The organism is Marivita cryptomonadis, assembly GCF_002115725.1.
GTDB classification, from domain to species: domain Bacteria; phylum Pseudomonadota; class Alphaproteobacteria; order Rhodobacterales; family Rhodobacteraceae; genus Marivita; species Marivita cryptomonadis.
In genome coordinates this window covers 24080-44589 of record NZ_JFKD01000011.1, presented here as the reverse complement: position 1 = coordinate 44589, position 20510 = coordinate 24080, and the positions used below count along the sequence as shown (strand labels likewise).

General features: G+C 58.7%; 22 protein-coding genes. 17 read left to right on the top strand and 5 right to left on the bottom strand.

Annotated elements, in window-relative coordinates; genetic code table 11:
- Positions 1-3: 3 nt before the first annotated feature.
- Complete coding sequence (locus MCRY_RS13245; protein ID WP_085630646.1) at positions 4-381, bottom strand: DoxX family protein; 378 nt, start codon at positions 379-381, stop codon at positions 4-6.
- Positions 382-560: 179 nt separating this feature from the next.
- On the opposite strand from MCRY_RS13245, the gene gap (MCRY_RS13240) reads away from it, so the two are divergent.
- The 9 genes from gap (MCRY_RS13240) to MCRY_RS22910 all read left to right on the top strand — a co-directional run bounded on the left by gap (MCRY_RS13240) (position 561) and on the right by MCRY_RS22910 (position 6806).
- The gene (gene gap / locus MCRY_RS13240; protein WP_085630644.1) at positions 561-1565 is read left to right on the top strand and encodes a type I glyceraldehyde-3-phosphate dehydrogenase; all 1005 of its coding nucleotides are present in this window, start codon (positions 561-563) and stop codon (positions 1563-1565) included.
- Positions 1566-1780: 215 nt separating this feature from the next.
- On the top strand, positions 1781-3040 hold the full coding sequence (locus MCRY_RS13235) for an MFS transporter (protein WP_085630642.1): 1260 nt from the start codon (positions 1781-1783) through the stop codon (positions 3038-3040).
- Between the two features lie 151 nt (positions 3041-3191).
- Positions 3192-3443, top strand: coding sequence for a PepSY domain-containing protein (locus MCRY_RS13230; RefSeq protein WP_085630640.1), 252 nt, complete (start codon positions 3192-3194; stop codon positions 3441-3443).
- A gap of 51 nt (positions 3444-3494) precedes the next feature.
- Positions 3495-4034, top strand: a complete 540-nt coding sequence (locus tag MCRY_RS13225) for a cytochrome b/b6 domain-containing protein (protein WP_085630638.1) — start codon at positions 3495-3497, stop codon at positions 4032-4034.
- A complete protein-coding gene (locus MCRY_RS13220; protein ID WP_244897911.1) occupies positions 4031-4549 on the top strand; it encodes a helix-turn-helix transcriptional regulator in 519 nt (172 codons plus the stop codon). Before MCRY_RS13225 ends, MCRY_RS13220 begins: the two co-directional genes overlap by 4 nt.
- A 54-nt stretch (positions 4550-4603) precedes the next feature.
- Positions 4604-4747, top strand: coding sequence for a hypothetical protein (locus MCRY_RS22915; protein ID WP_171046178.1), 144 nt, complete (start codon positions 4604-4606; stop codon positions 4745-4747).
- Positions 4748-4848: 101 nt separating this feature from the next.
- The gene (gene gap, locus MCRY_RS13215; RefSeq protein ID WP_085630636.1) at positions 4849-5850 is read left to right on the top strand and encodes a type I glyceraldehyde-3-phosphate dehydrogenase; all 1002 of its coding nucleotides are present in this window, start codon (positions 4849-4851) and stop codon (positions 5848-5850) included.
- 156 nt (positions 5851-6006) lie between these two features.
- Complete coding sequence (locus tag MCRY_RS13210; protein ID WP_238939486.1) at positions 6007-6474, top strand: DUF2383 domain-containing protein; 468 nt, start codon at positions 6007-6009, stop codon at positions 6472-6474.
- A gap of 167 nt (positions 6475-6641) precedes the next feature.
- Positions 6642-6806, top strand: a complete 165-nt coding sequence (locus tag MCRY_RS22910) for a hypothetical protein (protein ID WP_171046179.1) — start codon at positions 6642-6644, stop codon at positions 6804-6806.
- Positions 6807-6860: 54 nt separating this feature from the next.
- Here MCRY_RS22910 and coaD read toward each other — a convergent pair whose 3' ends face one another.
- From coaD to MCRY_RS13195, 3 genes are all read right to left on the bottom strand, one after another.
- The gene (coaD, locus tag MCRY_RS13205) at positions 6861-7361 is read right to left on the bottom strand and encodes a pantetheine-phosphate adenylyltransferase (RefSeq protein WP_085630634.1); all 501 of its coding nucleotides are present in this window, start codon (positions 7359-7361) and stop codon (positions 6861-6863) included.
- Positions 7362-7443: 82 nt separating this feature from the next.
- Complete coding sequence (locus MCRY_RS13200; protein WP_085630632.1) at positions 7444-7878, bottom strand: CBS domain-containing protein; 435 nt, start codon at positions 7876-7878, stop codon at positions 7444-7446.
- 54 nt (positions 7879-7932) lie between these two features.
- Positions 7933-8835 carry a LysR family transcriptional regulator gene (locus MCRY_RS13195; protein ID WP_085630630.1) on the bottom strand — a complete coding sequence of 301 codons (903 nt, stop codon included), beginning with the start codon at positions 8833-8835 and terminating at the stop codon, positions 7933-7935.
- A 97-nt stretch (positions 8836-8932) separates the two neighbouring features.
- On the opposite strand from MCRY_RS13195, the gene MCRY_RS13190 reads away from it, so the two are divergent.
- From MCRY_RS13190 to MCRY_RS13155, 8 genes are all read left to right on the top strand, one after another.
- Entirely contained in the window at positions 8933-10432 is a 1500-nt protein-coding gene (locus tag MCRY_RS13190) for a CoA-acylating methylmalonate-semialdehyde dehydrogenase (protein WP_085630628.1), read from the top strand.
- 61 nt (positions 10433-10493) lie between these two features.
- Positions 10494-10925, top strand: coding sequence for a hypothetical protein (locus MCRY_RS13185; RefSeq protein WP_085630626.1), 432 nt, complete (start codon positions 10494-10496; stop codon positions 10923-10925).
- 80 nt (positions 10926-11005) lie between these two features.
- Positions 11006-11437, top strand: coding sequence for a hypothetical protein (locus tag MCRY_RS13180; RefSeq protein WP_085630625.1), 432 nt, complete (start codon positions 11006-11008; stop codon positions 11435-11437).
- Positions 11438-11525: 88 nt separating this feature from the next.
- On the top strand, positions 11526-12653 hold the full coding sequence (locus MCRY_RS13175; protein WP_085630623.1) for a carboxylate-amine ligase: 1128 nt from the start codon (positions 11526-11528) through the stop codon (positions 12651-12653).
- A 76-nt stretch (positions 12654-12729) separates the two neighbouring features.
- On the top strand, positions 12730-13869 hold the full coding sequence (locus tag MCRY_RS13170) for an acyl-CoA dehydrogenase family protein (protein ID WP_085630621.1): 1140 nt from the start codon (positions 12730-12732) through the stop codon (positions 13867-13869).
- Between the two features lie 104 nt (positions 13870-13973).
- On the top strand, positions 13974-15023 hold the full coding sequence (locus MCRY_RS13165; RefSeq protein WP_085630619.1) for an enoyl-CoA hydratase/isomerase family protein: 1050 nt from the start codon (positions 13974-13976) through the stop codon (positions 15021-15023).
- Positions 15020-15892, top strand: a complete 873-nt coding sequence (gene mmsB, locus MCRY_RS13160; protein WP_085630617.1) for a 3-hydroxyisobutyrate dehydrogenase — start codon at positions 15020-15022, stop codon at positions 15890-15892. Before MCRY_RS13165 ends, mmsB begins: the two co-directional genes overlap by 4 nt.
- 134 nt (positions 15893-16026) lie before the next feature.
- Positions 16027-17601 (top strand): Hint domain-containing protein, encoded by a 1575-nt coding sequence (locus MCRY_RS13155; RefSeq protein WP_085630615.1) that lies wholly within the window; start codon positions 16027-16029, stop codon positions 17599-17601.
- A gap of 3 nt (positions 17602-17604) precedes the next feature.
- On the opposite strand, the gene uvrA is transcribed toward MCRY_RS13155, so the two are convergent.
- Complete coding sequence (gene uvrA / locus MCRY_RS13150; protein ID WP_085630868.1) at positions 17605-20469, bottom strand: excinuclease ABC subunit UvrA; 2865 nt, start codon at positions 20467-20469, stop codon at positions 17605-17607.
- Positions 20470-20510: the final 41 nt, after the last annotated feature.

Below are 20510 nucleotides of genomic sequence, written 5' to 3'. Positions count from 1 at the left end.
TCCTTAGACTGATTGCTTCAACACATAACGTCCGGGGCCATGCGCCGCCAACACCAGGCACCCGCCAGCGATGGCCCAGTTCTTGACAAAGATGCTCATTTGCCACGGATCGTTCGGGATCAGGTGGAAAAGGCTAGTCACTGCGCAATAACCCGCAAGCAGGAAAGCCAAAGGTCGCACAGCCCACCCTGCCAAAACCATCACACCCGCAACAGCGTTAAAGCCAAGCGCGGGCCAGACCAAATAGGCAGGCAACCCGAACCCGATCAACAATTGCGTCGCCGGGGTTGGGTCCATGGCCTTTTGCAGCGCCCCCGCAAGGAACAGCAGCGCGATCAGACTGCGACCGACCAGAACCGCGAGATCCGCAGACACAGGCATTATTTCTGATTCCGAAACATCGTTCAGGTGTTACCGCAAACCGTCCCGCAGCGTTAGCGCCATCATGCCTCTGACTCACACCTTTTGCGCTAACATGTTGTGAAATCGTGCCTTTTTACTTTGCGGTTGCAGCATACCTGCGTATACGAACCTCAACCTACAGCGCAGGAGACATGCCCATGACCGTCACACTTGGAATCAACGGTTTCGGTCGTATCGGCCGCTGCACCCTCGCCCATATCGCCGAAAGTTCGCGCAATGATGTGCAGGTGGTCAAGATCAACGCCACAGGCCCGATCGAAACCAACGCACACCTGCTGCGCTATGACAGTGTGCACGGGCGTTTTGGAGGCGAGGTCAAGATCAAGGGCAACACAATGGATCTGGGCCGTGGTCCGATGGAAATGTTCTCGACCTACAATCCTAAAGAGTTGGACTGGTCAGGCTGCGATGTGGTTCTGGAATGCACCGGCAACTTCAACGACGGCGACAAGGCTGGCATCCACATGGAGCGTGGCGCGAAATCGGTTTTGATCTCCGCTCCCGCAAAGAATGTGCAAAAGACCATCGTTTACGGCGTGAACCACCGGTCGCTGGTCGAAGGCGACACGATGATCTCGAACGGGTCCTGCACCACCAACTGCCTTGCACCTTTGGCCAAAGTGCTGGACGAGGCGCTGGGAATTGAATCGGGCATCATGACCACGATCCATTCCTACACTGGCGACCAGCCGACACTCGACCGTCGCCACGACGATCTCTACCGGGCGCGGGCCGCTGCCATGGCGATGATCCCGACCTCCACAGGCGCCGCCAAGGCGCTGGGTGAAGTGCTGCCGAACCTCAAGGGCAAGCTCGATGGCTCTGCCGTGCGTGTGCCAACGCCGAACGTGTCGGCTGTGGACCTTACCTTCTATGCGGGCAAGGACGTCACCGTTGCGGATGTGAACGAAGTGGTCCGCGAAGCGGCTGCCACTCATATGGGCACGGTTTTGGGCTATGACCCCGAACCCAAGGTCTCCATCGACTTCAACCACACCACGCAATCGTCGATCTTTGCACCCGACCAGACCAAGGTTGTGGGCAAGCGTATGGTCCGCGTGCTGGCTTGGTATGACAACGAATGGGGTTTCTCGGCACGTATGGCCGACGTGGCGGGCGCGATGGGGCGTCTGCTGCACTGATCCCTAAGAAGCCACGCCTTCCGAACCTTAGACCTAAACCGATCAAAATTTCATCCGCCCCCGTTGCGAATGCCGCGACAGGGGCGGTTTGATTTATATCGGGGCGATACAGCCCGCGCGGCCCCAGTCTTGCGACCCTTCGGTTTTTCACGTCGGCCCCGGCCTGTTAGGCTCATAAGAGTGACGAAACCGGACAGTCGATTGGAGGTCAAAGGATGACGCAGATTTTTTCGGGCATCTGGGCGCTCTTGATCGGCATCGTGTTCATCATGCTGGGCAACGGCATGCACTTCACCCTGATCGGTTTGCGCGGCGCGATCGAAGGGTTTTCCGCCACTGAACTGGCGATCGTGGCCTCCGGCTATTTCCTTGGGTTTCTGTCAGGCGCACGGTTGACGCCCGGAATGATCAAACGCGTCGGCCATGTACGCGTGTTCGCGGCGCTTGGCAGTTTCATGTCTGCCGGGTTGATCGCATTTCCATTGCTGACAGATCCGATCCTGTGGACTGTGCTGCGCATTCTTGTCGGGTTCTGCATGTCCGGCATCTATGTCACCGCCGAAAGCTGGCTGAACGCGTCAGCCACAAACGAAACCCGCGGCAAAGTTTTATCCGCATACATGATTGCCCAGACGCTTGGCATCATCGGGGCGCAGGGTCTTTTGACCTTTGGCGAGGCAGCGACCGCCGGACTCTTCATCGGTGCGTCGATCCTCGTGTCGATCTCGTTCGGGCCGATCCTTTTGTCAGTGACCCCGACACCCGCAGCCGATGTCACCCGACCGATGCCGCTTCGGGATTTGTTCAAAGGATCACCCCTTGGCACTGTTGGGATATTTTTGCTGGGCACGATCTACGCCACGCAATCCGGCATGGGCGCGGTGTACGGCACGCAAGTCGGAATGAGCGCCAACGAGATCTCGCTGTTCATCGCGATGCTGTTCGGCGGTGCGTTGCTGCTTCAATTCCCCATCGGCTGGCTGTCGGACCGGATCGACCGTCGCAAGGTCATTCTCGGCTGCTCCGTTCTGGGGGCTGCGTTTTGCGTGTTGGGTCTGATCGATGGCGCAAACGTCGTTCTGCTGATGGGCGCCGCGTTTCTGACCGGCGGCGTGACAACACCGCTTTACGCGCTGATCCTCGCCTATACCAATGATGCGCTGGATGCCGAGGACATGCCGGCGGCGTCAGGTGGGCTTGTTCTGACCTTCGGCATTGGTGCGATCCTTGGGCCTTTGGCAGCGGGGGCTGCGATGGAATACTTCGGACCACAGGCCTTCTGGCTGGTGCTGGGTGTCACCTTTGTCGGAATCGCGATGTATTCAACCTACCGGATGACCCAGCGCCCTGCCGCACCGGTTAGCGAAACCGACAGTTATCTCGGTGTCTTGCCCACAGCCTCTCCGGTTACCGTCGAAGCCGCGGGGGCATGGGCTGTGGAACAAGGGGAAATCGACCGCGAGGCAGAAACATAGATATCCGGTATCGGCGGTATCTGGCTCTAAACCTGAGTTGCAGGTGGGCCTGACCTGACCCCGGTCCAATGTCCAAACCGCCGGCGGGATGCGATCTGATCGTCATCGGCGCTGCATGTCGCAGCCCGCATGATCCTCAAGGAGACATCCCATGACCCGCATTCTCGCCCTCGCCCTTGCCCTCTCCATGCCGGTTTCGGCCTTCGCATCCAGCGACTATTCGGCCCTGACCGCAGAACGCAAAACTGAAATCACGAACAAGCTGACTGCCGAAGGCTACGAAGTCCGCAAGATCGACGCGGAAGATGGCATGATCGAAGTCTACGTCCTTAAAGACGGTCAGCGTCTCGAGCTTTATCTCGACGCCGCTCTGAATGTCGTCCGCACCAAGATCGACGATTGATCCCAGCAGGTCCGCGCCACCCTGCGCGGACCGCCAATTCCGGAGCGTGACATGACATCCTACAAAGTCTGGGACCCGTTTGTCCGGGTTTTCCACTGGGCGCTTGTGGCGGGCTTTGCCGCCAACGCCTTGTTCACCGATGACGAAAGCAAGCTGCATGAATGGCTGGGCTATGCTTTGGTCACACTGATCGCTGTGCGGCTGGTCTGGGGCGTTATCGGCCCCCGATATGCTCGGTTTACCTCGTTCTGGCCGACCGTGTCCAAAGTCACTGCACAGGTATCGGACATGGCCACGGGCCGAACACGCCTGCATCTGGGCCACACGCCACTGGGCGCTCTGATGATCTTCAACCTGTTGGGCGCGGTGCTGTTGATCGGCGTGACCGGCTATATGATGACCACAGATGCCTTTTGGGGCATTGACTGGGTTGAAGAGGTGCACGAGGCCTTGGTAACCTGGGCTGAAATTTCCATCGTGCTGCACATCGCCGCCGTGATCTGGGAAAGCCGTCGGACAGGTGTGAACCTGCCCCGCGCCATGATCACCGGTATCAAGACCGTGCCGGACGGAGCCAGGACGGACCCGTGACTTTGAACACTTCCACCAGACCCGTGTCGCTGCTGGTCCTGATCGTCGCGCAAACCCTCTGCGCGGCGTTCTTCCTTTGGGACGTGGCGGTGGACGGGTTCGACATGGGAATCGCGGCTTTTCTATCAAGCCATTTTGTCATCGAACTGTTGGCGGTGCTGGCGCTGATCGCCGGTGTGGTTTTCGAGAGCCGCTATCTGTTCGCCCTGCTCCGCCGCAAGGCGCATCTTGAAGAGCAGCTTGGGCTGGCGGCAGGTGCGTTTCATGACATCGTCGAGGCCCGGTTCGACACATGGGCGCTGACCCCGTCAGAACGCGATGTCGCGCATTTTACCCTTAAGGGCTTTGGCATCGCCGAGATCGCCGAGCTGCGCGGCACCGCCGAAGGCACCGTCAAGGCGCATCTGAACGGCATCTACCGAAAAGCAGGCGTCACCGGGCGTGGTGCTTTTGTCAGTCTCTTCATCGAAGACCTCATGGCGCTGCCGCAATCCGCTGAAACGCTGCCTGCGTGACAAGCGCGTGTGGCTCTGGCATCTTGCGCGCACGAGCAGAGGGGCACAGGCGACATGACCAATACACTCGCCATCGGTTTGGGCTTGGCGGTTCTGGGTGGGCTGGCGATTGACGCCTTCCTGACAGGCGGCAACGGGTTCATGTTTCTTGCCACGAAATGGATCGACCTTCTTGAGTGGATGGCCTTTTGGCGGTGACCTGACGGCCGCACGGTTGCTTGACAGCTTCGTTGAGTTCTGTTTGTTAGCGGTAACGGAACCCGGCAGAGCTTTCTGTCCGAACCAGTGAGGGCATCCCAATGAGCACCAAAGTCGCCATCAACGGATTTGGCCGCATCGGCCGCAATATCCTGCGCGCGATCATCGAATCCGGCCGCACCGATATCGAGGTCATCGCGATCAACGATCTGGGTCCGGTGGAAACCAACGCGCACCTGCTGCAATATGACAGCGTGCATGGCCGCTTTCCGGTCGAAGTGACGACCGGCGAAGATTTCATTGACGTGGGCCGCGGCCCAATCAAGGTCACGGCGATCCGCAATCCCGCTGAATTGCCTTGGTCGGATGTGGACGTGGTTCTGGAATGCACCGGCATCTTCACCAGCAAAGAGGCCTGTCAGGCACATCTCGACAACGGGTCCAGCCGGGTTCTGATCTCGGCACCGGGCAAGGACGCGGACAAGACCATCGTCTACGGCGTCAACCATGACAGCCTGACCGCGGACGATATCGTTGTGTCGAACGCGTCCTGCACCACGAACTGCCTGTCTCCGGTCGCCTATGTGTTGAACAACGCCATCGGCATCGAACGTGGTTTCATGACGACCATCCACTCCTATACCGGCGACCAGCCGACGCTCGACACGATGCACAAGGATCTCTACCGCGCCCGCGCCGCGGCACTTAGCATGATCCCTACTTCTACCGGGGCGGCCAAGGCCGTGGGTCTGGTGCTGCCGGAACTCAACGGCAAGCTGGATGGCGTTGCGATCCGCGTGCCGACGCCGAACGTTTCGGTCGTTGACCTGACCTTTACCGCCTCGCGCGATACCACCGTCGAAGAAATCAACGACGCAATCCGCGCAGCCGCCAATGGACCGCTCAAGGGTGTTCTGGGCTATACGGACAAGCCGCTGGTGTCGTCGGACTTCAACCACGACCCGCATTCGTCAATCTTTCACACCGACCAGACCAAGGTGATGGATGGCAATATGGTTCGCATCCTGAGCTGGTACGACAATGAATGGGGCTTCTCGAACCGCATGGCTGACACCGCCGTGGCGATGGGCAAGCTCATCTAAGCAAATATTGGCGCGCCAGATAGGGGGCGCGCTGACCTTCGATCCGGCAGAAATCTGCCTGCCGCAGGTTTCGATGCGGCCGCTTCGGGAACCAGTGCTGGTTTCCGGAATTACCTTTTCAGACGGGCATGAAGTCCCGTCAGAAAAGGAGACGACATGACCGACAGCGCGCTCAACCCCGGAAAACCGCATCTTGACCCGATGTTCGAGACCGGTCCCACCACCCCCAATGATTATTTGCGCGATCTGTATACGCGCATTATCGACGCCAAAGCCGGGTTTGATGTCATGGTCGACAAGGCGGAACCCGAGTTTTTGGACGTCGCCACGTCCTTCCGAGACATGCACGCCGCACATGCGTCCAAAATCGCTGATCTTCTGCATGGACATGTCGACGCCGACGGGTCGCTCATGGGCACGGTCAACAAAGCGGTGGTCTCTTTGCGCGCCTTTTTCGACGAGATTGACGAAGACCTCATGGATCAGGTGCGCAGCGGAGAAAAATGGGTGCTTGAAGCCTTCCGTGAGGCCGAAGCGCATTGTGCCGCACCGCATGAGGCGCAACTGATCGCCTTGCGGGCAGAGTTGGAAGATCTGTTAGAGCGCACTGCGCATCTGGATTGACGGGCTAAATCGACAGGTTCTGACCACATCGACCCTTGCATGGGACGCAAGGCAGCCTTTCCAGTCTGTCAGTTGTGCTGCGGCGCAGCATGACTATCTTCAATACTGTAGCTGGTAGCGCAAACAGACTGCTGGCTCAGGACCATAGAGCAAGGAAAGGACTGACAATGGCCCATCTTATGTCTTCCCTGCGGGACCGTCTTAACAAGCGGGCCGCGTATAACCACACTGTTCATGAAATCCGGTCGATGCCACTTGATGTGGCGCTGGATCTGGACATCTACCACGGCGATGCCGAGAAGATCGCCGCACAGGCCGTTTACGGCCGTTGATCAACGATCACCCGTTGGCACATGATACAGCCGCGCAAACATGCGCGGCTTTTATCATTTTGAGGGGTCGAATTTTTCGATCAAGGCCTGACGCACCGGGGCGGTGACGAATTTCGACACATCCCCCCCCAAGCGTGCGATTTCCTTGACCAACTTGGACGCAATCGCCTGATGCCGTGCTTCGGCCATCAGAAACACGGTCTCTACGCTGTCGTCCAAAGCGCGGTTCATGCCGACCATCTGGAATTCATATTCGAAATCCGCGACCGCACGCAGACCGCGCACGATGATCGTGGCATCCACATCGCGGGCGCAGTCGATCAACAGGTTTTCGAACGGATGAACCACAATTTCGATCCCGGTCTGTTCGGATAGGGACACACATTCCGCCTCGATCATCGCGACTCGTTCGTCTAGGCCGAACAACGGCCCCTTGTCGCGGTTGATGGCAACACCGATGACAAGCCGATCCAAAAAGGCGGACGCCCTGCGGATGATGTCGATATGGCCCATGGTGATCGGGTCAAATGTCCCGGGATAAAGACCGATGCGCATGGGCAGTCTCCGGTAAGTCGTCAGGTTTGCCCCTGTCTCGCATCAAAACTGCGGGAAGATCAAGCAGATGACCAGATCAGGGTCAGTGCCCCATGATCATCCCTTCCAACGCGTTGCGCTCCATCGCCAGTTCCGTGAGGCGCGCCTTGACCACGTCGCCGATGGTGATGAGACCCACCAGCTTGCCGTCTTCGACCACGGGCATGTGGCGGAACCGACCTTCGGTCATCTGGGCAAGGATGTGATCGGCATCGTCATTTCGACTGCAGGTCACCAGCTTTTCGGTCATGTAGGTTTCCGCCGCATCCGACAGACAGGTCGCGCCGCGATTTGCCAGTTCCCGCACGATGTCACGCTCGGACAGGATGCCAAGCGCGATCTCGTCATCATTCGACACGACCACGGTGCCGATGCGCTTTTCGGTCAGGATCTTAGCAACGTCCGCAATGCTGGTGCCGGATTTCACCGTCACAACCGCATCGGTGGCCTTGCTTTTGAGAATGTGATGAACTTGCATGGTCTGTCCTCCGGTCCCTGTGCCCCCTCAGCGTCATCACAGACCCGTGTTCTGTCAAGTGCCTGAAAGTAGCGCCTCCAATCGCGTCACCTCCGCGCGCACGCCTTGCGCAAGGGCCGTGGCGAACCGCGTGATCCGGTCAAGTCGGCGATCTTCGGCATGGCGCACAAGGTAAAAGCTGCGGGTAAAAGACAGCGCATCGGTCAAAACCCGTCGCACACCGGGCGCAAAGGGCAGAGCAAAATCATGCGCGATGCCGATGCCGCCATGTTGTCGCAGCAGTTGGATTTGCACCGACGCCGAGTTCGACGCAAGCGCCACACGCTCCAATGCCAGATCACTCAGGTAATCCAGTTCCTTGTCGAAAATCATGTCGGGGATATAACCCACGATCCGATGATTCCGCAGATCGCCAACAGAGGTCAGAGGCGGCCGCGTCGACAGATAGGTTTCGCTGGCTGCAAGGTGAAGTTTGTAATCGGTGATGCGCTGATACGACAAGCGCGATGCGGTAGGTGGGCTGACAGTGATCGCCATATCCGCCTCGCGCCGTGACAGGTTCACGACACGCGGCAGGGCCACGATCTGCAAATCAAGGTCTGGATTGGCTTTGGACAGATCGGCAAAAACCCGCGGAAGCACGAAATTTGCGCACCCGTCCGGTGCCCCGATACGGATCTGCCCGGTCAGCGTTCCCGCCTCTCCTGTCAGAACCGAGCTTGCGCCCTGCATCGCCTGTTCTGCGCGTTCGGCATGGTCGATCAACCGGGTGCCCGCTTCGGTCAGCGTGTAGCCCTGTGGGCTTTTGACAAAGAGCGCCTGCCCAAGCGTTTCTTCGAGCCGCGCGACCCGCCGCCCCACCGTGGCGGGGTCCATGCGCAGCGCCCTGCCCGCTCCGGACAGGGTTTCACTGCGTGCGACGGACAGGAAAATTCGCAGGTCATCCCAGCTTTGCATCTCGAAACCTTTGCATTTTTGCAAAACGCATTTGGGATATTGCCTCTTTGCCCAGCATTTTTGCAAGGCTATGGTGCCCGCAAAAGGGAGACTGATCATGAAAGAGCTTACGCATTTCATCAACGGCGCGCAGGTCAAAGGCACGTCTGGGGATTTTGGCGACGTCTACAACCCCGCAACCGGTGAGGTTCAGGCAAAGCTGCCGCTGGCCAACCCGGCCGAAGTTTCGAAGGCGGTCGAAGATGCCGCCGAGGCACAGATCGCATGGGGCGCGACAAACCCGCAGAAGCGCGCGCGTGTGATGATGAAGATGGTCGCGCTGATGAACCGCGACATGGACGTTCTGGCCGAGGCGCTCAGCCGCGAGCACGGCAAGACGATCCCGGACGCAAAGGGCGATCTTCAGCGCGGCCTCGAAGTGATCGAATACTGTGTCGGCGCGCCGCAGATGCTCAAGGGCGAATACACCGACGACGCCGGTCCCGGCATCGACATGTATTCCATGCGTCAGCCTCTGGGTGTGGTGGCCTCCATCATGCCGTTCAACTTTCCGGCGATGATGCCGCTCTGGCATGTCGGCCCTGCCCTTGCCTGCGGCAACGCGGTTGTGCTGAAACCGTCTGAGCGTGACCCCTCGGTTCCGCTGATGCTGGCGGAACTGTTTGTCGAGGCGGGCCTGCCCAAAGGTGTGTTCCAGGTCGTGAACGGCACCAAGGAAGCGGTTGATACGCTGCTCGATCACGAGATCATCCAGGGCGTGTCCTTTGTCGGCTCCACCCCGATTGCGCAATATATCTACAGCCGCGCCACCGCGAACGGAAAACGCGCGCAGTGTTTCGGCGGAGCCAAGAACCACCTGATCGTCATGCCCGATGCCGACATGGATCAGGCCGCCGACGCGCTGATCGGTGCGGGCTTTGGTGCTGCTGGCGAACGCTGCATGGCGGTCTCGGTTGCGGTGCCCGTGGGTGAAGAAACCGCAGATCGTCTGATCAGTGCTCTGGTCCCCCGGATCGAGAAGCTGCGCGTGGCCCCCTATACCGATGGCGACGATGTCGATTTCGGCCCTGTCGTGACCCGCGAAGCGAAGGAACGTATCCTTGGTCTCATCCAGTCCGGTGTCGATCAGGGCGCGGAACTGGTGGTCGACAACCGCGACTTCAAACTTCAGGGTTATGAAAACGGGTTCTTCGTCGGTCCGCACCTCTTTGACCGCGTCACTCCCGACATGGACATCTACAAGCAAGAGATCTTTGGTCCCGTGCTGTCCACCGTACGTGCCGGGTCGTATGAAGAGGCACTCAAGCTGGCGATGGACCACGAATACGGCAACGGCACCGCGATCTTTACCCGCGATGGTGACACCGCCCGTGATTTCGCGCACCGCGTGAACATCGGCATGGTGGGCATCAACGTGCCAATCCCTGTGCCGCTGGCCTATCACACCTTCGGCGGATGGAAGAAATCCATGTTCGGCGATCTGAACCAGCACGGGCCGGACAGCTTCAAATTCTACACCCGCACCAAGACCATCACAACGCGCTGGCCTTCTGGGATAAAGGAAGGTGGGGAATTCAACTTTAAGGCAATGGATTGATTTGCCAGTAAAATAATAGCATAAAGGGCGGAGCAATCCGCCCTTTTTTGTTCGAGGTTTCGTGCCCGTCTCCGTTCAGATCATTGCCGCGCATAACCTCGTGTATGTCCGCTACAGCGGCGCCATGCTGGTCAACGAGACGGCAGAGGCGCTGACCGAGTTTGCCAAGCACCCCCTTGCAGGACCGGGTCTACGACATCTGGTCGATCTCACACGCCTGACCGAGATAGACCGTGACTATGCCAAATTCATGGAGTTACAGGCCAAGAAGGTCGAAACGATGGCTGGGCACGGAATCGAGACCTTTATGGTCTATTACGCAACAACACCCATCGGCCTGCATGCTGCCAATCTTGGCAAAAATGGCTGGACGCCGGAAAGTGGTGTCGTGGCCATCGTTCTGGAAGACGAAGAACATGCCTTACATGCGCTTGGTCTGCCATATGACAGTATCGAAGCCATGTTTGAAAAGGTGGATGCACAAAGCGTCTGATGCGTAATGATGCGATTGAGTGCGCAGCGGCTTTCCGAAAAGATCGCTAAGCCGACACGCCCGACCCTGAACGAGTTTCCATGCCCGCCAGTTTCCAGATCCTGCCTGCCGCAAACCTAGTCTATGTCCAGTACAGCGGGCTGATGCGGGTCGAGGACAGTTTGAAAGCCTTTGGCGCTTATGCCGCCCATCCCGACGCGCGGCCCGGCCAACGCCATTTGATCGACCTGAGTCGGATCACCGACATGGAACGGGATTTCGCGAAAATCATGCAATTGCAGGCCACCAAAGGCGCGGATCTGGCAATGCGCGAGGTCGAAACCCTGATGGTCTATTTCGCAAATACGGCCGTGTCCCTCAAGGCTGCGGCGCTGGCCAAGAACGGCTGGTCTGCGAGCCAAGGTGTGATTGCCATCGTGCAGGACACTGAAGAGACTGCACTTGCCGCATTGGGATTGGCGGCGGCCTCCTTTGATGCGCTTCTGGAAGAGGCGCTTCGCCGGACGTCCTGAGCGCGTTCGTCCAGAATGACGCAGTAACAGGTTTTGCATTTCTGACCACGAGCGGTCATTTTGGCATGACACAATCGGGAGGTGTGCCATGCAGGAACCCGCATTCAGCATCGGGATCGAAGAGGAATACCTGCTGGTCGATCTCGACAGCATGGCTTTGGCCCAAGCACCTGAAGGGCTGATGGAAGCCTGTGCCGCAGAACTGGAAAGCCAAGTCAGCCCAGAATTCCTGCAATGCCAGATCGAAATCGGCACCAAGGTCTGCGCCGACATCAACGAAGCACGAGAAGACCTCAAACGACTGCGCAGCACGGTCGCGCGCTGTGCCAAGGCCTATAACCTCGCCCCTATCGCCGCGTCGTGCCACCCGTTCGGAGACTGGAAGCACCAGCACCATACCAACAAAGACCGGTACAACGCGCTTCAGGATGCGTTGGGGGGTGTCGTGCGGCGAATGCTGATCTGCGGGATGCATGTCCATGTGGGGCTGGACGATGACGCACTGCGGGCGGACCTGATGGGGCAGATGGCCTATTTCCTGCCGCACCTGCTTGCGATGTCCACCTCTTCGCCATTCTGGCAGGGGCAGGATACTGGGCTGGCCTCCTACCGGATCTCAGTGTTCGACAACCTGCCCCGCACCGGATTGCCGCCGACCTTTGACAATTGGTCGGAATATGAACGGTCGGTTCAGGTCTTGGTCGATCTGGGCGTGATCGAGGACAGCTCGAAAATCTGGTGGGATCTGCGCCCGTCGCACAGCTTTCCCACGCTTGAGACCCGCATCATGGATGTTCAGCCCCGGCTTGAGGACACTCTGACGCTGGCCGCCATCAACCAGTGCCTGATGCGGATGCTGTGGCGGTTGCGGGTGCGCAACCAGCGTTGGCGGCGATATGATCCGTTCTTGATCAGCGAAAACCGCTGGCGCGCACAGCGCTATGGGGTAAGCGACGGGCTGATCGACTTTGGCCGTGGTGAGATCGTTCCGATGGCGGAATTGACCGAGGAATTGATTGCACTGGTCGAAGAAGATGCAGGCATTCTAAGGTGTTACCGAGAGTTGGAGCACAGCCGCGAGATTGTCACGAAGGGCAACGCGACCACCCGCCAACGCGCGGTCTCGGCAGAGGCCAAGGCCGCAGGCAAAGACGGTGATGGGCAGATGCAAGCTGTTGTCAGCCATTTGGTCGAGGCGTTCCACGACGGGCTTTGACCTCTTGCAAAAGTCCTGAAACAGTTGGCAATTAAACAAACGTTCAATTCTCGCAGCCAAGGGGAGGAGCAGCGCGATGGATTTTGCCCTCACAGAAGAACAGACCGCCATTTTTGACATGGCTTACGCCTTTGGGCAGGAGCACATCGCGCCCCATGCCCGCGACTGGGAAGCGCAAGGTACGATCCCGAAAGAGCTTTGGCCGCAACTCGGGGAACTGGGGTTCGCCGGTTTGTACGTGTCCGAAGACAGCGGTGGCTCTGGTCTAAGCCGATTGGACGCCACCTTGGTGTTCGAAGCGCTGTCGATGGCCTGCCCGTCGGTCGCGGCATTTCTGTCGATCCACAACATGTGCGCCAAGATGATCGACAGCTTTGCCGATGAAGCCATGAAGGCGCGTGTTCTGCCCAAAGCGATGACGATGGAAACCGTGCTGAGCTATTGCCTGACCGAACCGGGCAGCGGATCAGACGCCGCGGCGTTGAAAACACGGGCCGAGCGGTCCAACGAAGGTTACACGCTCAATGGCACCAAGGCCTTCATCTCGGGCGGCGGCTATTCCGATCTTTATGTCGCCATGGTGCGCACGGGCGAAGACGGGCCCAAGGGCGTATCGGCGGTTCTGATCGAGGACGGCACGCCGGGGCTGAGCTTTGGCGGGTTGGAAGACAAGATGGGCTGGCGGTCGCAACCGACGCGGCAGGTCCAGTTCGACGATTGCAAGATCCCGGCGAACAACCTGCTGGGCGAGGAAGGCCAAGGCTTCAAATACGCGATGGGCGGTCTGGATGGCGGGCGGCTCAACATCGCGGCGTGCTCATTGGGAGCCGCACAAACCGGCCTGACCTCGACCCTCGCTTACATGGCTGACCGCAAAGCTTTCGGCAAATCCATCGACCAGTTTCAGGCGCTTCAGTTCCGCCTTGCGGATATGGAGATCGAGTTGCAGGCCGCACGCACCTTCTTGCGGCAGGCGGCTTGGAAGCTCGACACCGGCGCTCCCGATGCCACCAAGTTCTGCGCGATGGCCAAGAAATTCGTCACCGAAGCCGGTTCTAAAGTTGTGGATCAATGCCTCCAATTGCACGGTGGCTATGGCTACCTTGCCGATTACGGGATCGAGAAGCTGGTCCGCGATCTGCGGGTGCACCAGATCCTCGAAGGCACCAACGAGATCATGCGCCTGATCGTTGCGCGGCAAATGTTGGCGCGGTGACCCTCCGGCTTCTTTGGGCTTGAAATACCTCGGGGGAGTCCGCCAGCGGCGGACGGGGGCAGCGCCCCCCTCGCCCCTCACCAGACACGCGAAAGCAGACCGATATGACCGACATCGACATTCGCAAAGACGGCCATGCCGGCCGCATCACGTTGAACCGACCCAAGGCGTTGAACGCACTGACCTACGAGATGTGTCTGGCCATCGAAGACGCGCTTTGGAACTGGCGAGAAGATCCGACGATCAAATTGGTGCTGATCGACGCGATGGGCGAAAAGGCGTTTTGCGTGGGCGGAGACATTGCAGACATGTATGCCAGCGGCACAGCAGGCGATTATGCCTACGGCCAGCGGTTCTGGCGTGACGAGTACCGGATGAATGCGCTTTTGTCCGAATACCCCAAGCCGGTCGTCAGTTTCCTGCAAGGCTTCACCATGGGTGGAGGCGTCGGCGTGGGCTGTCATGGATCGCACCGCGTCGTTGGAGACAGCAGCCGCATCGCCATGCCGGAATGCGGCATCGGCCTCATTCCGGACGTTGGCGGGTCATATCTTCTGGCGCGCGCCCCGGGGCAAGTTGGCGCTTATCTTGGGCTGACTGCCGATCGTATGGGGCCGGGCGACGCGATCTTTGTCGGGTTTGCCGATCTTTATGTGCCGGAGAGCGCATGGGACAGCATCAAGGTGGGACTTTGTTCACAGGGCAATGTCGCATCCCTGACCAAGGCAGCGCAGCCCGCGCCGGAGGCCGCCCTGATCGAACACCGCGCGCAGATCGACCATCTGTTCGCCGCAGAGACCCTTGCCGATCTCGTAGCAAAACTTCAGTCAGACTCGGGTGATTTTGCACAGCAGGCTTTGGCCAAGCTGTCGCGCAATGCGCCGCTTTCGATGGCCTTTACGCTGGAGATGCTGAAACAGCTGCGCTCTGGACCGCTGGATATCCGCCGGGCGCTGGAGCTGGAGTATCGTTTTACGTCGCGCGCGATGGAGCGTGGCGATTTTATCGAAGGCATCCGCGCGGCGATCATCGACAAAGACAAATCCCCGAAATGGTCACATGATCTGACCGGGGTGCCCGAGGCGGATGTGGCCACGATGCTGCAGCCGGTGGCAGGCGAAAACGTGACATTCGAACGGAGGAGCGAGGCATGAAGATCGGGTTTATCGGATTGGGCAATATGGGTGCGCCGATGGCGGCGAACCTGGCGAAGGCCGGGCATAATGTGACCGGGTACGACATGGCGACCGTGACAGTGGACGGCGTGTCGAACGCGCGAACCGCCAAAGAAGCCGCAGAGGGCGCGGATGTGGTGATCACCATGCTGCCCAATGGTGACATCCTGCGCGCGGTGGCGGCGCAGATCATCCCCGTGATGCGCAAAGGGGCCGTGCTTCTGGATTGTTCGACCGTGGATGTGGAGAGCGCCCGCGCTGTGGCGTCCGACGCCGAAACGGCCGGATTGCTGCCGTTGGATGCGCCGGTGTCCGGCGGGATTGGAGGTGCGGCGGCCGGAACGCTGACCTTCATGGTCGGTGGATCGGACGAAGCGTACACCACCGCCCTGCCCCTGTTTGAAACAATGGGGCAAAAATCAGTCCATTGCGGACCTTCAGGCAACGGTCAGGCGGCCAAGATCTGCAACAACATGATCCTTGGCGTGACCATGATCGCAACCTGCGAAGCCTTTGCTCTGGCCGACAAGCTGGGGCTTGATCGGCAAGCGATGTTCGACGTCGTCAGCACCTCGTCGGGATACAGCTGGTCGATGAATGCTTATTGCCCAGCACCTGGGATTGGCCCCAAGAGCCCGGCAGATAACGATTATATCCCAGGTTTTGCAGCGGAATTGATGCTCAAGGACCTGCGCTTGAGCCAGCAGGCGGCCGATGCGTCTGACGCCGATACGCCGCTGGGTCAGCAAGCGACAGAACTCTATCGCCGCTTTGTCGAGGACGAAGACGGCGCCGGGCGGGACTTTTCCGCGATGTTGCCCCGTTTCGAAAAACGTGGGCGCGGATAGCTGCCACAATTATCCAAAGATAGAGAACAATACCAAAAGAAATGTCTAAAAGTTAACTAGATTGCTACAAAAGATCGCCGCCTTGCATGGGCAAAACCGTCTGAACAACACGGTTAAAGGCAAGGCAGCACAACATGCCCATCGCGCAGGAACTTCCGATCGACATCAATGCCACGGCATTGCAAATGGCCAATGCCATTTTCGGCTCTGGCGTCACGGTCAGCAGCGCGTCTTATTCCGGTGACTTCCGGTCTTCGGGCATCTACACGAACGGCGACACGATCTCTCCCGGTGTAGTTCCCGGAGATTCCGGGGTCATCATGTCGACCGGTTTCGTTGCTGATTTCACCAATAATTCCGGCACGTTAAACACCAACATCAGCGGATCGACCGGCACCAACAGTTCGGGCATCAACCGTGATCCAGACTTTGATGCACTGGCTGGCCGCAATACCTTTGACGCTGCCTTTCTTGAAGTGGTGTTTACCCCTGCCGGTGATTTTATCACCGTTGATTTCGTCATCGCCTCGGATGAATATCCGGAATTCGTGAACTCGACCTTCCTCGACACCGTGGGTGTCTGGGTCAATGGCGTTGAAGCCACAGTTTCGATTGGCAACGGTCAGGCGTCGATCGGCAACATCAACAGTGCGACGACTCCGAACCTCTACAAGGACAACACGCTCGACCAGTTCAACACCGAAATGGACGGCCTGACGGTCACGTTGACCTTCATTGCACCGGTGAACCCCGGCGTGCCGAACACCATCAAACTGGGTGTGGCCGATACATCGGACCCAAACTACGACACGAACTTCCTGATTGCCGGTGGGTCGATCCAATCGTCCATCATCGCCCAAGATGACAGTGCCAATATCGGTCTGAACAGCTCGAAAACCATCAGCGTTATGGACAATGACAGCACCACGGCGGGTACGCTCACGGTAACTCATATCAACGGCGTAGCCGTGGGCCCGGGTGGATCTGTCACGCTGACGTCTGGTCAAACGGTGACCCTCAATGCTGACGGCACGCTGACCGTGCTGTCCGATGGCGATGTGGAAACCGCCTACTTTACCTACACGATCAACAACGGCGTCGGTCAGGAAGACACTGGCATCGTTCAGATCAACCAGCTTCCGTGTTTTGTGGCGGGTACATTGATCGACACTCCGACCGGCCCGGTGCCGGTGCAGGATCTGCGCCCCGGTGATCTGGTTCTGACGCTGGACAATGGGGCGCAACCACTGCGTTGGATCGGAGCGCGCGAGATCGAGGCGCGGGATAATTTTGCACCGATCCGCATTTGCGCGGGCAGCTATGGTGCCGAGGCGGACGTGCTTTTGTCACCGCAGCACCGCGTTCTTATCCGCGATGTCTGGGCGGAACTGCTGTTCGGAGAGTCCGAAGTGCTGGTCAAGGCCAAGGATCTGGTGAATGACAAGACCGTGCGCCGCGAGGAAAGCGACACACCCGTGACCTATGTGCATCTGCTGTTCGATCAGCACAACATCGTGACATCAAGCGGACTGCTGTCGGAAAGCTACCTGCCCGGCCCAATGATGCGCCACACTTTTCCAAACGAGGCTTGCGCCGAGATCATTACGCTTTTCCCCGAACTGGCCGACATCGATTCATCCGGATGGGAAGCGGCGCGACCAATCCTTAAAACCTACGAAGCGCAAGCCTTGCAGGCCCGCGCTGCGTAAGTGTCATTCGGCGGCAATCGGTTTCTTGGCGCTCAGCATCGGTTTGAGATAGTGCCCCGTATGCGAGGCCGCCACTTCGGCCACTTCTTCGGGGGTGCCAGTTGCCACGATCTGTCCGCCGCCATCACCACCTTCGGGGCCGATGTCGATTAGCCAGTCGGCGGTTTTGATCACATCAAGGTTGTGTTCGATCACAATGACCGAATTCCCCTGATCCACAAGCTCATGCAGAACTTCAAGAAGCTTGCGTACGTCCTCGAAATGTAAGCCAGTTGTTGGCTCGTCGAGGATGTAAAGTGTGCGTCCGGTTGATCGCTTGGCAAGTTCCTTGGACAGCTTCACGCGCTGCGCTTCACCACCCGAAAGCGTGGTCGCCTGCTGGCCCACCTTGATGTAGCCTAGGCCCACGCGCACCAGTGCGTCCATCTTTTCACGGATGCTTGGCACCGCCTTGAAGAACTCCTGCGCGTCCTCGACCGTCATATCAAGAACGTCGGCGATGCTCTTGCCTTTGAACTTGATCTCCAAAGTCTCGCGGTTGTAGCGCGCACCTTTGCAGGTTTCGCAGGTCACATAGACATCGGGCAGAAAGTGCATCTCGATCTTGATAACGCCGTCACCCTGACACGCCTCGCAGCGACCACCTTTGACATTGAAGCTGAACCGTCCCGGTTTATAGCCCCGCGCCTTGGCTTCGGGCAATCCGGCGAACCAGTCGCGGATCGGGGTGAACGCCCCGGTGTAGGTCGCGGGGTTGGACCGGGGTGTCCGGCCAATCGGGCGCTGGTCGATGTCGATCACCTTGTCCAGATGCTCCAACCCCTTGATCGTTTCGCAAGGTGCGGGTGTCTGGCGCGCGCCGTTCAGACGCATAGAGGCGGTCTTGAACAAAGTTTCAATCGTCAGCGTGGACTTGCCGCCACCGGACACGCCCGTCACACAGACGAACTTGCCCAACGGGAACTCGGCGGTGACGTTCTGCAGGTTGTTACCCGTCGCCTTTACAACCGTGATCGACTTTCCCTTTTTGCCCGTCCGACGTTCGGTCGGAACCGAGATTTCGCGTGCGCCGGAAAGGTATTGACCGGTCAGCGAGGCAGGATCATCCGCCACTTCTTTCGGCGTTCCCTTGGAAACCACCTGCCCGCCATGCACACCGGCACCCGGACCAATGTCAAAGACGTAATCCGCCTCGCGGATCGCCTCTTCGTCATGTTCGACCACGATCACTGTATTGCCTTGATCCCGCAGGGATTTCAGCGTTCCCAAAAGGCGGTCATTGTCGCGCTGGTGCAGGCCGATGGATGGCTCGTCCAGCACGTAAAGAACGCCAGTTAGACCAGACCCGATCTGCGACGCCAGACGAATACGCTGGCTTTCGCCGCCTGACAGCGTGCCAGCATTGCGGGACAGCGTCAGGTATTCAAGGCCAACATTGTTGAGGAACCCCAGCCGTTCACGGATTTCCTTGAGGATCGCCTTGGCAATCTCGTTCTTCTGGTTGGTCAGGTGTTCGGGCACCGTATTACACCAGTCGAACGCTTCCTTAATAGACATCTGAACAACCTGCCCGACATGGACGCCTGCGATTTTGACCGCCAACGCCTCTTCCCGCAGACGGTAGCCGCCGCAGGTGCCACAGGAACGGTTGTTTTGGTAGCGCTCGAATTCTTCGCGGATCCAGTTGCTATCGGTCTCGCGATAGCGGCGTTCCATGTTCGGGATCACGCCTTCGAAGGTGCGGGTCACTTGGTAGACACGGCCGCCTTCGTCATAGCGGAACGGAATTTCTTCATCGCCCGAGCCATACAGGAAGACCTGCTGCACATGCGCATCAAGATCTTTCCAGCGGGAATTCTTGTTGAATTCGTAGTGTTTGGCCAGCGCTTCGATGGTTTGCAGGAAGTACGGGGATTTGCCTTTGCGCCATGGGGCCAGCGCACCATCCGCAATCTTGAGCGTTGCATCTGGCACTACAAGCCGTTCGTCAAAGAACAATTCGACCCCAAGGCCATCACAGTCGGGGCATGCCCCAAATGGTGCGTTGAATGAAAAGAGCCGTGGTTCGATTTCCGAAATGGTAAAACCGCTGACCGGGCAAGCAAATTTTTCCGAGAACGTGTGCCGTTCCGGCTCGCCCTCACTTGGCGCGGTTTCAAGAATTGCGATGCCATCGGCCAGATCGAGTGCTGTGCGAAAACTGTCGGCAAGCCGCGTTTCCAGCCCTTCTTTCACAACCAGACGGTCGACAACCACGTCGATGTCATGCCGGAACTTCTTGTCGAGTGTGGGCGGTTCGTCCAGTTCATAGAACTGCCCGTCCACTTTCACACGCTGAAACCCCTGCTTGCGCAGTTCCAGAAACTCCTTGCGGTATTCGCCTTTCCGGTCGCGCACGATGGGGGCAAGAAGGTAGGCACGTGTGCCCTCCTCCATCGCCATCACGCGGTCGACCATGTCCTGAACCTGCTGCGCCTCGATGGGCAGACCAGTGGCCGGGCTGTAAGGGGTGCCGACCCGCGCGAACAGCAGGCGCATGTAGTCGTAGATTTCCGTCACCGTGCCGACGGTCGAGCGCGGGTTCTTCGATGTGGTTTTCTGTTCGATCGAGATCGCAGGACTAAGGCCACTGATGTGGTCGACATCCGGCTTTTCCATCATATCAAGGAATTGCCGGGCATAGGCCGACAAGGATTCCACATAGCGACGCTGGCCCTCGGCGTAGATCGTATCAAACGCAAGCGACGACTTGCCCGACCCGGACAGCCCCGTGATAACCACAAGCTGATCACGCGGAATATCCACGTCTATGTTTTTGAGGTTATGCTCGCGCGCCCCGCGCACCTCTATATTCTTGAGCTCGGCCATCATGTCCCCCGGTACGGTTGATTAACACATAGGGGATGGTC

Bases quoted from the DNA above. Each gene is read 5' to 3' on its own strand.
- MCRY_RS13235 (WP_085630642.1), top strand. From the start codon at position 1,781: ATGACGCAGATTTTTTCGGGCATCTGGGCGCTCTTGATCGGCATCGTG.
- gap (WP_085630636.1), top strand. From the start codon at position 4,849: ATGAGCACCAAAGTCGCCATCAACGGATTTGGCCGCATCGGCCGCAAT.
- mmsB (WP_085630617.1), top strand. From the start codon at position 15,020: ATGAAGATCGGGTTTATCGGATTGGGCAATATGGGTGCGCCGATGGCG.
- MCRY_RS13195 (WP_085630630.1), bottom strand. From the start codon at position 8,835: ATGCAAAGCTGGGATGACCTGCGAATTTTCCTGTCCGTCGCACGCAGT.
- MCRY_RS13170 (WP_085630621.1), top strand. From the start codon at position 12,730: ATGGATTTTGCCCTCACAGAAGAACAGACCGCCATTTTTGACATGGCT.
- MCRY_RS22915 (WP_171046178.1), top strand. From the start codon at position 4,604: ATGACCAATACACTCGCCATCGGTTTGGGCTTGGCGGTTCTGGGTGGG.
- MCRY_RS13225 (WP_085630638.1), top strand. From the start codon at position 3,495: ATGACATCCTACAAAGTCTGGGACCCGTTTGTCCGGGTTTTCCACTGG.
- uvrA (WP_085630868.1), bottom strand. From the start codon at position 20,469: ATGGCCGAGCTCAAGAATATAGAGGTGCGCGGGGCGCGCGAGCATAAC.
- MCRY_RS13175 (WP_085630623.1), top strand. From the start codon at position 11,526: ATGCAGGAACCCGCATTCAGCATCGGGATCGAAGAGGAATACCTGCTG.
- MCRY_RS13200 (WP_085630632.1), bottom strand. From the start codon at position 7,878: ATGCAAGTTCATCACATTCTCAAAAGCAAGGCCACCGATGCGGTTGTG.
- gap (WP_085630644.1), top strand. From the start codon at position 561: ATGACCGTCACACTTGGAATCAACGGTTTCGGTCGTATCGGCCGCTGC.
- MCRY_RS13245 (WP_085630646.1), bottom strand. From the start codon at position 381: ATGCCTGTGTCTGCGGATCTCGCGGTTCTGGTCGGTCGCAGTCTGATC.
- MCRY_RS13210 (WP_238939486.1), top strand. From the start codon at position 6,007: ATGACCGACAGCGCGCTCAACCCCGGAAAACCGCATCTTGACCCGATG.
- MCRY_RS13155 (WP_085630615.1), top strand. From the start codon at position 16,027: ATGCCCATCGCGCAGGAACTTCCGATCGACATCAATGCCACGGCATTG.
- MCRY_RS13230 (WP_085630640.1), top strand. From the start codon at position 3,192: ATGACCCGCATTCTCGCCCTCGCCCTTGCCCTCTCCATGCCGGTTTCG.
- MCRY_RS13165 (WP_085630619.1), top strand. From the start codon at position 13,974: ATGACCGACATCGACATTCGCAAAGACGGCCATGCCGGCCGCATCACG.
- MCRY_RS22910 (WP_171046179.1), top strand. From the start codon at position 6,642: ATGGCCCATCTTATGTCTTCCCTGCGGGACCGTCTTAACAAGCGGGCC.
- coaD (WP_085630634.1), bottom strand. From the start codon at position 7,361: ATGCGCATCGGTCTTTATCCCGGGACATTTGACCCGATCACCATGGGC.
- MCRY_RS13190 (WP_085630628.1), top strand. From the start codon at position 8,933: ATGAAAGAGCTTACGCATTTCATCAACGGCGCGCAGGTCAAAGGCACG.
- MCRY_RS13180 (WP_085630625.1), top strand. From the start codon at position 11,006: ATGCCCGCCAGTTTCCAGATCCTGCCTGCCGCAAACCTAGTCTATGTC.